We start from the raw sequence: 13,676 nt of genomic DNA, 5'->3' as shown, positions 1-13,676 counted from the left end.
CCACGGTAACGTCGAACCAGGGGACCTCGCACCCCCTTGGGGCCCCGGGGGTCCCCCCGGTTCTGACGTTACGCCGGGGGTCTGACAACCGGTGGGGGCACGGCCAGTGGGGTGGTGGCCGGGGCGAAGGCGACGGTGGGGGCGTCCAGGGCGGCGGGCAGCGGCAGCAGGATGCGGAAGACGGCGCCGGGCTGGCCGGGGGCGGGGGCCTCGCAGCGCAGGTCGCCGCCGTGTACGCGGCAGATGCCCCGCGCGATGGGCAGGCCGAGGCCGGAGCCGCCGGAGCGGCCAGCGCGCGATTCGTCCAGCCGCACGAGGCGGTCGAAGATGCGTTCGCGTTCGGCGGGCGGCACGCCGGGTCCGTCGTCGGCGACGATCAGTTCGGCGAACCGCCCGTGGGCGCCGAGGTCGGCGGTGCCGACCGTGACGGTGATCCGGCCGGTGCCCTGCACGGCCTGGCGGGCGTTGTTCATCAGGTTGGCGAGCACCTGGGCGAGGCGGTGCGGGTCGCCTTGCACGGTGACCTGCGTGCCGGAGACCTGGACGGTGAGCTCGGGGGCGAGCACCCGCGTGCGGTCGGCCTCGGCCTCGGCCAGCGCGTGCAGGTCAACGGGCTTGCGCTGGAGGTCGATGCCCGCCTCGATGCGGGCCAGTGCGACCAGGTCGTCGACGAGCCGCCCGGCCCGCCGCGACTCGCGCACCAGCAGCAGCATCATGCGCTCGCGCTCCTCGGGCTCCACGTCGGCGCCCTGCTGGAGCACGGACTCGGCCACGGCCTGCACCCCGGCGATCGGGGTGCGCAGCTCGTGCGCGGCGTCGGCCACGAACTGCCGGGTCCGCTCCTCGGAGCCGCGGGCCTGGGCCTCGGCGCCCTCCAGCGCGTCGAGCATGTCGTCGAAGGCGGCGGCGGTGCGCCCGATGTCGGTGTTGCGCCGGTCCGGTGCCAGCCGCCGGCCGCGGTTGCCGTTGGCGATGGAGCGGGCCAGCCTGCCCATGGCCTCCAGCGGGCCGACGGCGAACCGCACGGTCAGCACCACGACCAGGGCGCCGACCGCGAGGGTGACCAGCGAGACGATCACCAGCAGTCGGCGCAGTCGGGCCTGCGGCTTGGACTCCGCGTCGGCGAAGATGGTGATGCGGGTGCCGTTGCGGTAGGTGAGGGTCTGCGGGGCCGGGGTCTCGGCGGCCCGGTTGTCCGGCTTGGGGCCGCGGGCCTGCCCGCTGGGGTCGGTGATCCGGACCAGCAGCAGCCCGCCCGAGGACAACCGCTCGTAGAGCAGCTCGGTGGTCAGCCGCTTGCCCTCCAACTGCCTGGCCAGCTGCACGCGGTCCCGCAGCACGTTGGCCTGGTCCTGCACGGTCTGCTGGCCGAACAGCGCGTCGACCACGACGGCCAGCGCGAGGATGACCACCGCGAGCACGCCGATGACCGCGAGGGTCACCCGCAGCCGCAGCGAACCGCTTCTCACGAGGTGCCCGGGCGCAGCACGTACCCCAGCCCGCGCACGGTGTGCAGCAGGCGCGGGCCGTGGGCCTCCAGCTTGCGGCGCAGCGAGCTGACGTGCACCTCGACCAGGTTGGGGTCGTAGTCCTCGTAGCCCCACACGCTGGTCAGGATCTGGGTCTTGCTGACCACCCGGCCGCGCTGGGCCGCCAGGTAGCACAGCAGGCGCAGCTCGGTGGCGGTCACATCCACCGGGCTGCCCGCGTGCAGGACCACCCCGGAGTCGGCGTCCACCACGAGCTCGCCGACCTGCACCGTGGACGGGGTGCGGCCGAGCCTGCGCAGCACGGCGCCGACCCTGGCGACCAGTTCGGCCAGCACGAAGGGCTTGAGCACGTAGTCGTCGGCACCGGCCTGCAGGCCGCGCAGCCGGTCGGGCACGCCGTCGCGGGCGGTGAGCATGACCACCCCGGCGTTGCTGGTCCGCCGGATGACGTCGAGCAGCTGGAAGCCGTCCCTGCCGGGCAGCATCACGTCCAGCACGACCAGGTCCGGCCGGAACTGGGCGAGATCCACCTCCAGTTCACGGCCGTCCGCGCGGGCCAGCACCTCGTAACCGCCGTCGCGCAGCGCCGAGCGCACGGCGGCGCAGATGGCCTCCGTGTCCTCGACGACCAGGATCCTCGCCACTGACACGGCGCCCATTCTGCTGCCCCCGGTGCTGAACGCGCGCTGAAACCCGCCGTGACTTCAGGCTCCGCTCAGGCGCCGCCGGGAACGTGGGTACCAACCGACGTCGAGACGAGGAGCGAAAGTGCGTTCAGCGACTGTTCTGGTGACGGGTGCGGTACTGGTGGCCGGGGTGTTGACCGGGTGCTCCGCCGCGGCGGCCGACCAGCCCGCACAACCGACGGCGACCAGCACCGCCAAGCCCTCGCACAGCCGCAAGCCGCTGCCCGACGGGGAGACCAGGGTGCTGGGGGTGGTGGCCTCGACCAGTGCCGGGCAGCTGGTGGTGACCACGAAGGACGGCGGCTCGCAGACGGTGACCACCGACTCGGCCACGAAGGTGACCGGCGGTCCGGTGCAGCAGGGGCAGCGGGTCGCGGTGATCGTGAAGGACGGCAAGGCGCTGAGCGTGCGGGTCGGTACGGGCAACGCGGCGACTACCACGGCCACCCCGCAGCCGACTTCCTGACCGCGAGTGCTTTCCGGGCGGCCGTCTGGAAGCATGGTGGCGTGGCGGTTCGGCAAGGCCCGATCAGATGGGTGCTGATCCTGCTGGTCATCGGGCTGGTCGGGGTCGGTGCGGCGGCGGTCGTCTGGTGGCCGACGCTGGGCTTCTCCAGCACGGCCGATGCCACCGATCCCCCGGTGCAGGCCACCGTGGTGAACTCGGCGCAGTGCGGGGGGCCCGACGCCCACGACACGGTCGAGGCCCAGGTGAACGGTCAGCGCAAGCAGGTGCCGCTCAGCGGCTGCGGGCAGGCCAAGGGCACCACCCTGAACGTGGTGATCGGCACCGGGTCCAACGGGCAGCCGCTGGCCCAGGCCACTGACGCGGCGCAGGTCGGCGGCAACCGCAATGGCAGGCTCACCGCGCTGCTGATGTGTCTGAGCGGCGGGGCGGGCGCCCTCTACGCGTACCTGATCCGGCGCAGGCCCAGGCCCGCCGCCGAGGCCCCCGTCCCGGAGCCGCCCGCCGTGGTGGGCGCGGGCCCGCCGGTCATCGGCGAGCAGGAGAACTCCGACGCCCCGGTGTCGCGAACGGCACTTTCATGACACGTCGGCGGCCGAGGAGCGCCACGTGTTGCACTGGGCGGGGCTGTTCTTCTGGTAGCCCTGCCGCCACCAGGCGATCGTGTGGTCGTCGGTGCCGTGGTCGCGCGGCGGCCCGTTGTGGTCCCCGCGGTCCTGGCTGGTGTTGGCCTCGGTGACGAGGTTGGCGTCCACGTCCCCGCGCCCGCCGGTCGCGGCCAGGAACATGCCGGAGAAGCACTGGGCCTGCAACTCCAGTCGCCGGGACAGCTCCAGGCCCGCGTCGCTGTCCTGGCCCGCGTCGTAGCGCTGGTCCACGTAGGCGTCCATGACCCCGGACAGCTGCTGCACGTGGTGGCCGTACTCGTGGGCGAACAGCGCGAGGTAGACCCCGGGGTGCGCGCCGTACTGGGCGGTCTGCAACCCGGAGAACGGCATGTACAGCGTGTTGTTGGTCCCGCAGTAGTAGGCGACCATGCGGCCGACCTGCATGGCCCCGCACGGGCTGGCGAAGTTCGCGCCCTCGGGGAAGGCCAGCTTCGGGGTGAAGAACGGCAGCTTGGCGGCCCTGAGCACCGGGGCCCAGGCGGCGTCCAGGCAGGGCAGCGCGCTGCGGAAGAACCGCTCCGCCCCGGCGGGGTCGGTGGTCCACCGGCTGAGCGCGCAGTTCGTGCCGGGCAGCCCGTTCACGCCGAACAGCGGGTTGTCCGCGGTCCGCGGCACCGGCTGCGGCCCGCTGGGCGTGCTGCTGGCCGGCGGCTTCGTGGTGGTCCGGGGCGTGCTGGTGGTCGTGCGCGTGGTGGTGGTCGTCGTGGTCGTGCTGCGGCTCGTCGGGTACGTGCTGGTGGTGGAGGTCGGGGAGCCGGCACCGCCCGAGGAGGAGTTCTGGCTGGACCTGGTGAACGCGAGCACACCGACGGTGGCGATCCCGAGCAGCGCGACCCCGACCAGTACGACGGCCAGGACCGGACCGGCCGAGGACCGTCGCGGCGGCGGCAGGCCGGGTCCGGAGTACGGCGGGGGCATCACCGGTATCGGCGGCGGGGCGGGATAGCCGGGCGGGCCCGTCGGGGGGCGCATCACCGGCGGCGGCATCGGCGGCACGGGTCCCGCACTCGGGTACTGGCTGGGCACTGGCGGCGGCAACGGCCCACCGCCGCCATACCCACTGTTCCAGCCCGGCGGCTGCGTCACGTCTCCCCCTGGTTCAGGCCACGTCGGCGCTACTCGCGCGCCAGGTGTTGCACTGGCTTACGACGTTCTTCTGGAAGCCCTGGTTCCACCAGCCCGCGGCGTGCTCGTCGGTGCCGTGGTCGCGACGGCCACCGCTGCGGTCACCGCGCTGCTGGGTGCTGGCGGCGTCCTTGACCACGGTCTTGTCCACCGAGCCCCGACCGGAGGTCGCCGCCAGGAACAGCCCGGAGAAGCACTGCGCCTGCAACTCCAGCCGCCGGGAGATCTCCAGGCTGGCCGGGCTGTCCGAGCCGCCGTCGTACATCTTCTCGTCGGCGACCTTCATCATGCCGGTCAGCTCCTGCACGTGGTGGCCGTACTCGTGGGCGAACACCGCCAGGTACACCCCGGGCCGGGCGCCGAAGTCCTCGGTCTGCAAACCGGAGAACGGCATGTACATGGTGTTGTCGGTGGAGCAGTAGAAGGCGGCGGCCTCCCCGTTGGACACCGAGCCGCACGGGCTGGACCAGCTCGTGCCGGAGGGGAACGCGAGCCGGGGCGGCTTGAACGGCAGCTTGGCCGCGCGCAGCACCGGCTCCCACATCTGGTTCAGGCAGGGCAGGGCCGCGGTCAGGTACGCCTGGGACCCGGCGGGGGTGGTCTGCCAGCGGGGCAGGGGGCAGGTCACCGGGGACGGGCCGGGCGCGGCGAACAGCGGGTTGTCGGCCAGCGAGTACGCGGGCGAGCCGCCGCCGGGTGCGGGGCTGGTGGAACTGGCCGGGGTCCGGCTCGCCGGGGAGGTGGTGGTCGGCCGGTAGTCGTAGCCGGCGTCCGAGCGCCGCTGGGACCTGTTCAGCGCGATCAGGCCGATCGCGGCCACGCCCAGCACGGCGACCGCGACCAGCACGATGGCCAGCAGCGGTCCACGGGAGGGCTTGCGCGGCGGGGGCGGGGGCGGCTGCCAGCCGGGCGGCGGGGGCCCGGGCAGCGCGGCCTGCACCGGCGGGGGCATGACCGGCCGGGCGGGCGGCACGCCGTAGGGCGGCGGGGCCTGCTGCTGGCCGGGGCGCGGGTACTGGGGTGGCGGCGGGCCGGGCTGCCGGTAGCCGGTGCCCGGGGCGGGGTACGGGCTGGGCACCGGCGGGGGCAGCGGCGCCCGCCCGTAACCGGGCTGCCAGCCGGGCGGCTGGGTCACCGCCGCACCTCGCTGAGGCTCGGCGCGGCGCTTCGCGCGGGCACTGCGCCTGATGATCCGCTCGCCCGCTCGCTCACTGGCACGACCTTCAAGATCAGCTCACGTCTCCCGGTGGCGCGACCCAGGTGTTGCACGATGCCGTGTTGTTGTCCTTGTACCCGACCTCGGCCCACCTGCCCTGGTGGGCCGGGGAGCCGTGGGTCTGCTCCGCGCCGCCCTCCGCGAAGGAGGCGGCACCGTTGGTGGCCGTGGCCTTGGTGATCGACCCGCGGCCCGCCACGCTGGCGAGGAACATACCGGCGAAGCAGTTGGCCTGCAGTTCCAGCCTCCGGGACAGCTCGTTGCCCGCCGCGCTGTCCCGCCCGGCCTGGAACTCGCGCCGGGACTCGGCGGCCAGCACCCCGCTGAGGTCCTGCACGTGGTGGCCGTACTCGTGGGCCAGCACGCCGATCATCACCGAGGGGATGCCGCCGGTGTCCTCCAGCACGCTGTCCACCGGCATGTGCAGCCGGTTGTCCGCCCCGCAGTAGAAGGCCGTGGGCCGCTCGCTGGTGTCGGTGCCCGCCTTGCAGCCGCCCGCCTCCCCGTCCATCGTCAGCCGGGTCGGTTCGAACGGCAGGTTCACCGACTGCAGCACCGGCCGCCACGCCTCGTCCAGGCAGCGGATCTCGGCGGCGAAGTAGGCCTCCAGCTGTGCGGTCGAGCGGCCGAACTGGGGCAGCGTGCAGGTGCTCGCCGCCAGGGACTTGCCCGGCTTGAGCAGCGGGTTGTCCTCCAGCTTGAGGGAGCGCCTCGGGGCGGCCGGGGCGCTGGAGGTGGTGCTGGTCGCGGTGGCCGGTGCCGCCGAGGCCACGCCCTCGACCTCGGTGGTCAGGGTGCCGACCATGCCGACGCCGAGCACCAGGAGCAACACCAGGGCGAGCACGCCGACCACCACGAACGGGTTGTTCTCGCGGGACTGCTTGCGGGGCAGCGGGGCCCAGGTCAGCGTCGGCGGGTAGGGCGGTGACGGCCAGCCGGGCGGGTTCGGGGCGGCCAACGGGTCGTCGGTGCGCGGCACCGCGGGGAGTTGGGCCACCGGAGGTGCCTGCGGCGGTTCGGGCACACCGGCCAGGGCCACCGGCGGCGCCGCGGACGGCTCCGGGGTGTCCGCCTGTCTGCCGGGTGTGGGTTCCTCGGAACTGTCCAACGGTCGACCTCATTCCCCTGGGCGACCGAGAACAGCCGTCCCCCCTTGGTGGATACCGTGCAAAGGATAGGACCCCGGGTGACCGTGCACCTGCACTATCCTCCGCGAGCGTGTTCACGAACTGGGGCCTTGCCGCCGCCGCGGTGACCATGGCCGCGAGCGGGCTGCTGCCCATCCACGCGCAGGCGCCCGCCCAGCAGAGCGGGGTGCAGAGCCAGGTCGCGCTGAAAGTCGAGCGGGACGGCAGGCTCTCGGTCACCGAGAAGGTCACCGTGCCGGAGGGCCGCACGGTCACCCGCAAGGCCCCGCTGCGGGTGGCCGCGGGCGACGACCAGGAGCGGGTCTTCACGGTCAGCGACCCGAAGGTCAACGGCAGCGGCACGGCCTCGGCCGACGACCAGCAGCTGCTGGTGCGGCTGGACGCGGGCGAGTCCACGGTGACCTACTCGGTGGACGGGGCGGTGGCCGACCAGGGCGACCACCAGGACGTGCGCTGGCAGGTGGCCAGCGGCTGGGACGTGCGGATCGACCGGTTGACGGTGTCGGTGGTGGCCCCCGGCCGGGCGCAGTCGATCACCTGCCTGGCTGGTCCGCCCGGATCGGCCCAGGCGTGCGGGCTGTCCCAGATCGGCGAGGGCGGGGTGCCCACCGCGGAGCAGGCCGACCTGCTGCCCGGTGAGCGGGTGGACTTCTCCATCGGGCTGCCCACCGGCACGGTCCCGGTGAACGCGCGGTTCGCGCCGACCTCCTCGCTGGGCGCGGCCTTCGCGCTGACCCCGGCCACCGGCATCGGCCTGATCGGGCTCACGGTGCTGCTGCTCGCCGGGTTCGGCCTGCTCTGGTTCGCCCGGGGCCGCGACGCCAAGGCGCTGGCCAGCGACGTGGGTCAGGTGCGGGTGCTGGCCGACGGCCCGGACGGTCGGGTGGCCTTCGCCTCGCCCGACGGGGTGCTGCCCGGCCAGGTGGGCACGGTGATCGACGAGCACGTGGACGTGGTGGACGTGACGGCCACGGTGATCGATCTCGCGGTGCGCAACTACCTGTGGATCGACGAGGTGGCCGGTGAGCAGGGCGTGGTGGACTGGCGCTTCGTGCGGCGCAACCCGGCCGACGCCGCGCTGACCGACTACGAGCGGGCGGTGTACGACTCGCTGCTGCCCGCGGGCGCCGAGCAGGTGCTGCTCTCGGAGCTGCGCGGCAACGGCGTGGACCTGCTCGCGGTGCGTGACGCGCTGTACTCCGACGTGGTGGACAAGCAGTGGTTCGCCCGCCGCCCCGACACCGAGCGCAGCCGCTGGTGGTGGATCGGCATCGGGGTGGCGGCGCTGGGTGTGGTGCTGACCGTGCTGCTGGCCTTCACCGTGGGCCACGCCCTGCTCGGCCTGGCCGTGGTGATCGGCGGGGCCGCGCTGGCCGCGGGCGCCAGGTCCATGCCCGCGCGGACCCGGCGTGGCAGTGCCCTGTTGGAGCAGGTGCGCGGGCTGCTGAACTACCTCAGCTCGGTGCGGCCCGCCGACATCCCGGAGGGCGACCGGGAGATGGTCTTCTCCCGGTCGCTGCCCTACGCGGTGGTGCTGGGTCAGACCGACCGCTGGCTGGACACCTTCCGCAGGCTGGACCCGGACGCGGACGGTACTCCCGGCCTGTACTGGTTCGGCGAGGCCGAGCAGGCCCGCGACCTCAACCGGTTCGCCTCGCGCTTCCCGGCGTTCCTCAGCTCACTGGACGGGGTGCTGGCGCAGGCCGGGCACCTGAGGTCACTGCGCTCCTGAGGTCCAGTCCGGGTGGCCGGGCATCGGCGGGGTCTTCTTGCCGTACAGCCAGTCCCGCAGGAACCCGTCCTGCGCGGGCCCGGCCACCCCGATGAAGTCCGCGCTGCTGGCCGAACCGTCCCGGTAGCGGGCCAGGTAGTCGCGCAGGACACGGCCGAACTCCTGCTCCCCCACCTGCTGCCGCAGGGCGTACACCACCAGCGCGCCCTCGCCGCGGGCGAGACCGAACATGATGTCGGGCCGCTTGGGGTCGCCCGGGGTGACGCCCTGGGCCCGGACCTGGCCGTCGAACTGGTAGGCCTTGCGCAGCTGCTCGTCCACGGCGGGCCCGCCGTGCTCGGCGGCCCAGGTCAGGTCCAGGTAGCTGGCGAAGCCCTCGCTGAGCCAGAGATCGCTCCAGGTGCGCACGCCCACCGAGTCGCCGAACCACTGGTGTGCCAGCTCGTGCACCACTTCCTGCGCGTTGGTCAGGCTGTTCGCATGGAAGACCGGCAGGGTCTGCGTCTCCAGCGCGAACGTTTGCTGCGCGCCGGGGCCGTCCACGCCGAGCACGCCCGCCACCTCGAACGGGTAGCGCCGACCGATCTTGGCCTCAAGCCACGACAGGTACTCCGGCAGCCGGTCCAGCGCGGGCCTGAACTCGGCGGCACGACCGGCAGGTACCGCACTGCGCAGCGGCAGACCGTGCGGGCCCACGCCGGTCACGATGTCGAACTTGCCGACGGCGAGCTGTGCCAACTGTGTCGCCATGGGGTGCTCGGTGGCGTAGACGAACGTCGTGGAACCGTCGGCCGACTCCTCGGCGCGCTTCGTGCCGTTGGCGATGGCGGTCCACCCGTCCGGCACGGTCACCCGGTAGGTGAACTGGGCCTTGTCGGTGAGGTCGTCGTTGCACGGGAAGAACAGGTGCGCCCGGTCGGGTTGCCCCCACCAGACGAAGCCGCCGTCGGAGTTGTTGCCCCAGCCCGCGGTGTCGTCCACCTTGGAGGGGATCTTGGCGTCCCGGTCGGCGGTGTAGTCCACCGTCACCCGGAACCGCCCGGACGGCTGCCGCGAGGGCACGATCACCAGCTTCTCGCCCCGGGTGTGGAACTGCGCGGGACGGCCGTCCACGGTGACCTGCCGCACGGTCCCGCCGGCGTGGTCCAGGGCCAGTTCGGTCAACCGCCGGTCCGCCGTGCCGGTCATCGTGGCGGTGCCGTCCACGAGCCGGGACTCCGGCCGGAACCGGAAGGACAGGTCGTAGGCGGTGGCGTGGTAGCCGGGATTGCCCAGGTCCGGCAGCAACGGGTCCGGGACGAATGTGATACCGGCCACAACCGCTGCGGCGGCCACGGCCGCGGTGATGGGGAGCAGTGCCATGCGGCAACGTTCAGGTACTTCCCTGTAGGCGAACAACATCCCTCGGAATGACGCTCACCTACGCCCCAGGTCGCACCCGCCCAGGCCGTAGGCTTGCGGCCATGGCCGCACCAGAACTGCACAGGTTCACCCTCCCCAACGGCCTGCGCGTGGTGCTCGCCCCGGACCGCACGGCCCCGGTCGTCGGCGTGAGCGTGCACTACGACGTGGGCTTCCGATCCGAGCCGGAGGGCAGGACGGGCTTCGCCCACCTCTTCGAGCACCTGATGTTCCAGGGCAGCGAGAGCCTGGAGAAGCTGGCGCACTTCCGGCTCGTGCAGTCCTCCGGCGGCACCTTCAACGGGTCCACCCACCCGGACTACACCGACTACTACGAGGTGCTGCCCTCGGCCGCACTGGAGCGCGCGCTGTTCCTGGAGGCCGACCGCATGCGGGCGCCCAGGATCACCGAGGAGAACCTGCGCAACCAGGTCGACGTGGTCAAGGAGGAGATCCGCCTGCGGGTGCTGAACACCCCGTACGGCGGCTTCCCGTGGATCTGGCTGCCGCCGGTGCTGTACGGCACCTTCCCCAACGCGCACAACGGTTACGGTGACTTCAGCGAGCTGGAGCAGGCCAACCTGGACGACTGCGCCGCGTTCTTCGACACCTACTACGCCCCGGGCAACGCGGTGCTCACCGTGGCCGGGGACTTCACCGTCGAGCGGGCCACCGAACTGGTGCACCAGCACTTCGAGGACGTGCCCGCGCGGCCCACCCCGCAGCGGCCCTCCTTCGCCGAGCCGCACCCGCGGTCCGAGCTGCGCGGCACGCACACCGACCCGCACGCCCCGCTGCCCGCGCTGGCGGTGGGCTACCGGCTGCCCGACCCGAGCACCGAGCTGGACGCCTACCTGGCGCACGTGGTGCTGACCGGGGTGCTCTCCGACGGCGACTCCTCGCGGTTGCAGGAGCGCATGGTGCACCGGGAGGCGCTGGTCACCGACATCTCGGTGAGCTGCGGTCTGTTCGGTGCCCCGCTGGACGCCCGCGACCCGGACACGCTGAACGTGACGGCGATGCACTCGCCGGAGGTGTCGGTGGACCGGGTGCTCGGCGTGCTGGACGAGGAGGTCGAGAAGCTGGCGGTCAGCGGCCCGCAGCCCGAGGAGCTGGCCCGCGTGGCCGCGCGCTGGGCGGCCAGTCTGCACCGCGAGCAGGACCGGATCGTCTCGCGCACCCTGGCCTTCGGCGCCGCCGAGCTGCTGCACGGCCGCGCGGAGCTCGCCGCCGAGCTGCCCGAGCTGCTCAGCGCGGTGACCACCGAGCAGGTGGCCGCCGCCGCCAAGTCCCTGCGGCCGGATGCCCGCGCCGTTCTCGTCGTTCCCGCCGCAGGAGGCGCCCAGTGACCGCAGTGACCCACCGCACCGCCGAGCAGATCGGCCACACCGAGCGCGGCCCTCGCCCGCTGCCCGAGCTGGGTGCGCAGGCCGAGGCCGCCCAGCCGTCCATTGTGGACACTATGATCGACAATGGGCTGCACGTGATCGTCGTGCGCCGCCCCGCGGTGCCCATGGTGGAGCTGCGGCTGCGCATCCCGTTCGCGGGCACCGACCCGATGCACTCGGCCCGCGCCGAGGTGCTGGCCAACGCCCTGCTCACCGGCACGAAGCGGCGCAACCGCACGCAGGTGGACACCGACCTGGCCGCGGTCGGCGGCGATCTGGCCGCCGTGGTCGACCCGGAGCGCCTGTCCGTGGGCGGCAGCGCGTTGGCCGACGGCCTGCCGGTGCTGCTGGACGTGCTGGCCGACGCGCTGACCGAGGCGGCCTACCGCGAGGAGGAGGTCGGCCGGGAGAAGGAGCGGCTGACCGAGCGGATCCAGCTGGCCCGCTCGCAGCCCAGCGTGATCGCGCGCGAGGCCCTGCAACGGTACCGCTACGGCGACCACCCCTTCGCCAAGGAGATGCCCGAGGCCGAGGAGGTCGCGCGGGTCGAGCCCGCCGACGCGCGGGCGCTGCACCAGGCCGCGGTACTGCCCAAGGGCTCGCTGCTGGTGCTGGTCGGCGACATCGACCCGGACTCCACTGTGGACGCCGTGCGCGCGGCACTGGCCGGCTGGGGCTCGGCGGCCAGCGCCTCGGTGCTGCCCGTGCTGCCCACGGTGACCGGTGGGGACGCGCTGCTGGTGCACCGGCCCGGTGCCGTGCAGTCGCAGATCAGGCTGTCCGCGCAGGCGATCCCGCGCACCGACCCGCGCTACCCCGCGCTACAGATCGCGAACCTGGTCTACGGCGGCTACTTCTCCTCCCGGCTGGTGGAGAACATCCGCGAGGACAAGGGCTACACCTACAGCGCGCACTCGTACTTCGAGTTCACGCCCAGCGGGGCCACGCTGATGGTGGACGCGGACACGGCCAGCTCGGTGACCCCGGCCGCGCTCTGGGAGGCCCGCTACGAGCTGGGCCGTCTCGGGCTGGTGCCGCCGACCGAGGCCGAGGTGAACGCGGCCCGCAGCTACGCGATCGGCTCGCTGCTGACCTCCACCGCCTCCCAGTCCGGGCTGGCGGGCACCGTGGCGGCGCTGGCCACCGTGGGCCTGACCTTCGACTGGCTGCGGGAGCACCCGCTGCGGCTGGCCGCGGTGACCGGTGAGCAGATCGCCGCCGCGGCGCTGGAGTTCCTCGCCCCGGTCAACTTCACCGGCGTGGTCGTCGGCGATGCCGAGCAGCTGGCCCCCCAGCTGCGCGCGATCGGTGGCGTGGTGCTGCCGTGACCAGTTGCGCTCAACGGTTCCAGCTCGACGAGCTGCCCGCGTTGTCCCGCACCGCGATCGACCGCAACGACCTGCTGCGGGACAAGGCGGAGCGGCTGGTGGAGCTGTGGCCCACGGCCAAGGTGCTGCCGCTGGACAAGCACGGCCGCGCGCCGATGGCCCGTGGCCAGGACGGCCTGCGGCTGGACCTGCGGCCGACCCAGTCGTACGGCTCGGCCCCGCCAGCGGGTTCGGTGCTGCTCGGTGCGCAGGACGGCACCTGCTACTGGGGTCTGCGCGCCGAACCGGACGGCCCCGTGCAGGAGGGATTCGGTTGGGAAGCCACCATTCCCGAGGGTGACGGGATCATCTGGCAGGACCTGCGCATGGCCGGTGGCGTGCTGTCCGATGTGGACGCCGGGCTGCTGACCACGGCGGTGGCGGTGCTCAGCTGGCACGGCCACTCCGGGTTCTGCGCGCGCTGCGGCAGCGCCACCGAGCCGAAGCGGGCGGGCTGGGCGCGGCACTGCACGGGCTGCGGGCACGAGGAGTACCCGCGGACCGACCCGGCCGTGATCTGCCTGGTGCACGACGGGGCCGACCAGGTCCTGTTGGCACGTCAGCCGACCTGGCCCGCGGACCGCTACTCGGTGCTGGCCGGGTTCGTGGAGGGCGGGGAGTCGCTGGAGGCGTGCGTGGCCCGGGAGGTCGAGGAGGAGGTGGGCGTGCGCGTGCGCGACATCCACTACCTCGGCAGCCAGCCCTGGCCCTTCCCGCGCTCGCTGATGGTCGGCTTCGCCGCGGTCGCCGACCCCTCGGTGCCGCTGGTGCCCGCCGACGGCGAGATCGAGTCGGCCTTCTGGGTCGGCAGGGACAAGCTGCGCGAGGCCCTGGCCGCGGGCGGCAGCGCGCCGGGACTGATCCTGCCCGGGATCACCTCGATCGCCCGCCGCATGTTGGAGTCCTGGGCCAGTTCCTGAGAGCGGGACTCACGTGCAGGAGAGCGGGACTCGCGGCTAACACCGCGAGTCCCGCTCTCAGTAGCACGA

General features: G+C 73.3%; 13 protein-coding genes. 7 read left to right on the top strand and 6 right to left on the bottom strand.

Annotated elements, in window-relative coordinates; genetic code table 11:
• Positions 1-68: 68 nt before the first annotated feature.
• Together KALB_RS05145 and KALB_RS05140 are read right to left on the bottom strand one after the other, a co-directional pair.
• A complete protein-coding gene (locus tag KALB_RS05145) occupies positions 69-1,469 on the bottom strand; it encodes a sensor histidine kinase (protein ID WP_025354658.1) in 1,401 nt (466 codons plus the stop codon).
• Positions 1,466-2,149, bottom strand: coding sequence for a response regulator transcription factor (locus KALB_RS05140; RefSeq protein WP_025354657.1), 684 nt, complete (start codon positions 2,147-2,149; stop codon positions 1,466-1,468). Before KALB_RS05140 ends, KALB_RS05145 begins: the two co-directional genes overlap by 4 nt.
• 109 nt (positions 2,150-2,258) lie before the next feature.
• Here KALB_RS05140 and KALB_RS05135 point away from each other — a divergent pair, with 109 nt between their 5' ends.
• The gene (locus KALB_RS05135; protein WP_148309352.1) at positions 2,259-2,642 is read left to right on the top strand and encodes a hypothetical protein; all 384 of its coding nucleotides are present in this window, start codon (positions 2,259-2,261) and stop codon (positions 2,640-2,642) included.
• A gap of 41 nt (positions 2,643-2,683) precedes the next feature.
• Complete coding sequence (locus tag KALB_RS05130; protein WP_148309351.1) at positions 2,684-3,226, top strand: hypothetical protein; 543 nt, start codon at positions 2,684-2,686, stop codon at positions 3,224-3,226.
• Here KALB_RS05130 and KALB_RS47470 read toward each other — a convergent pair.
• Positions 3,221-3,925, bottom strand: a complete 705-nt coding sequence (locus KALB_RS47470) for a neutral zinc metallopeptidase (RefSeq protein ID WP_051913183.1) — start codon at positions 3,923-3,925, stop codon at positions 3,221-3,223. The genes KALB_RS05130 and KALB_RS47470 overlap by 6 nt on opposite strands.
• Here KALB_RS47470 and KALB_RS49050 point away from each other — a divergent pair.
• The gene (locus tag KALB_RS49050; RefSeq protein ID WP_051913184.1) at positions 3,906-4,256 is read left to right on the top strand and encodes a hypothetical protein; all 351 of its coding nucleotides are present in this window, start codon (positions 3,906-3,908) and stop codon (positions 4,254-4,256) included. The two genes, KALB_RS47470 and KALB_RS49050, sit on opposite strands and share 20 nt — an antisense overlap.
• A 153-nt stretch (positions 4,257-4,409) precedes the next feature.
• Here the strand turns inward: KALB_RS49050 and KALB_RS05120 are convergent, their stop codons facing one another.
• A complete protein-coding gene (locus KALB_RS05120; protein WP_025354653.1) occupies positions 4,410-5,570 on the bottom strand; it encodes a neutral zinc metallopeptidase in 1,161 nt (386 codons plus the stop codon).
• 94 nt (positions 5,571-5,664) lie between these two features.
• Positions 5,665-6,759 carry a neutral zinc metallopeptidase gene (locus KALB_RS05115; RefSeq protein ID WP_025354652.1) on the bottom strand — a complete coding sequence of 365 codons (1,095 nt, stop codon included), beginning with the start codon at positions 6,757-6,759 and terminating at the stop codon, positions 5,665-5,667.
• A gap of 110 nt (positions 6,760-6,869) precedes the next feature.
• On the opposite strand from KALB_RS05115, the gene KALB_RS05110 reads away from it, so the two are divergent.
• Entirely contained in the window at positions 6,870-8,531 is a 1,662-nt protein-coding gene (locus tag KALB_RS05110; protein ID WP_025354651.1) for a DUF2207 domain-containing protein, read from the top strand.
• On the opposite strand, the gene KALB_RS05105 is transcribed toward KALB_RS05110, so the two are convergent.
• Positions 8,517-9,893, bottom strand: a complete 1,377-nt coding sequence (locus KALB_RS05105; protein ID WP_025354650.1) for a M1 family metallopeptidase — start codon at positions 9,891-9,893, stop codon at positions 8,517-8,519. The genes KALB_RS05110 and KALB_RS05105 overlap by 15 nt on opposite strands.
• 101 nt (positions 9,894-9,994) lie before the next feature.
• On the opposite strand from KALB_RS05105, the gene KALB_RS05100 reads away from it, so the two are divergent.
• The 3 genes from KALB_RS05100 to nudC are packed head-to-tail and all read left to right on the top strand — an operon-like array spanning position 9,995 to position 13,607.
• Entirely contained in the window at positions 9,995-11,281 is a 1,287-nt protein-coding gene (locus KALB_RS05100) for a M16 family metallopeptidase (protein ID WP_025354649.1), read from the top strand.
• Positions 11,278-12,648 (top strand): M16 family metallopeptidase, encoded by a 1,371-nt coding sequence (locus KALB_RS05095; RefSeq protein WP_025354648.1) that lies wholly within the window; start codon positions 11,278-11,280, stop codon positions 12,646-12,648. The genes KALB_RS05100 and KALB_RS05095 overlap by 4 nt, the downstream gene beginning before the upstream one ends.
• Positions 12,645-13,607: an NAD(+) diphosphatase gene (gene nudC, locus KALB_RS05090; RefSeq protein ID WP_030109416.1), complete on the top strand. Its 963-nt coding sequence runs from the start codon at positions 12,645-12,647 to the stop codon at positions 13,605-13,607. Before KALB_RS05095 ends, nudC begins: the two co-directional genes overlap by 4 nt.
• Positions 13,608-13,676: the final 69 nt, after the last annotated feature.

The sequence above is a fragment of the Kutzneria viridogrisea DSM 43870 genome, from assembly GCF_000525635.1.
In the GTDB taxonomy this organism is placed as follows: Bacteria; Actinomycetota; Actinomycetes; order Mycobacteriales; family Pseudonocardiaceae; genus Kutzneria; species Kutzneria viridogrisea.
Note: the sequence above shows the minus strand (reverse complement) of the source record. Positions and strands in the feature narration are given on the sequence as shown.

Bases quoted from the DNA above. Each gene is read 5' to 3' on its own strand.
- KALB_RS05140 (WP_025354657.1), bottom strand. From the start codon at position 2,149: ATGGGCGCCGTGTCAGTGGCGAGGATCCTGGTCGTCGAGGACACGGAG.
- KALB_RS05105 (WP_025354650.1), bottom strand. From the start codon at position 9,893: ATGGCACTGCTCCCCATCACCGCGGCCGTGGCCGCCGCAGCGGTTGTG.
- KALB_RS05100 (WP_025354649.1), top strand. From the start codon at position 9,995: ATGGCCGCACCAGAACTGCACAGGTTCACCCTCCCCAACGGCCTGCGC.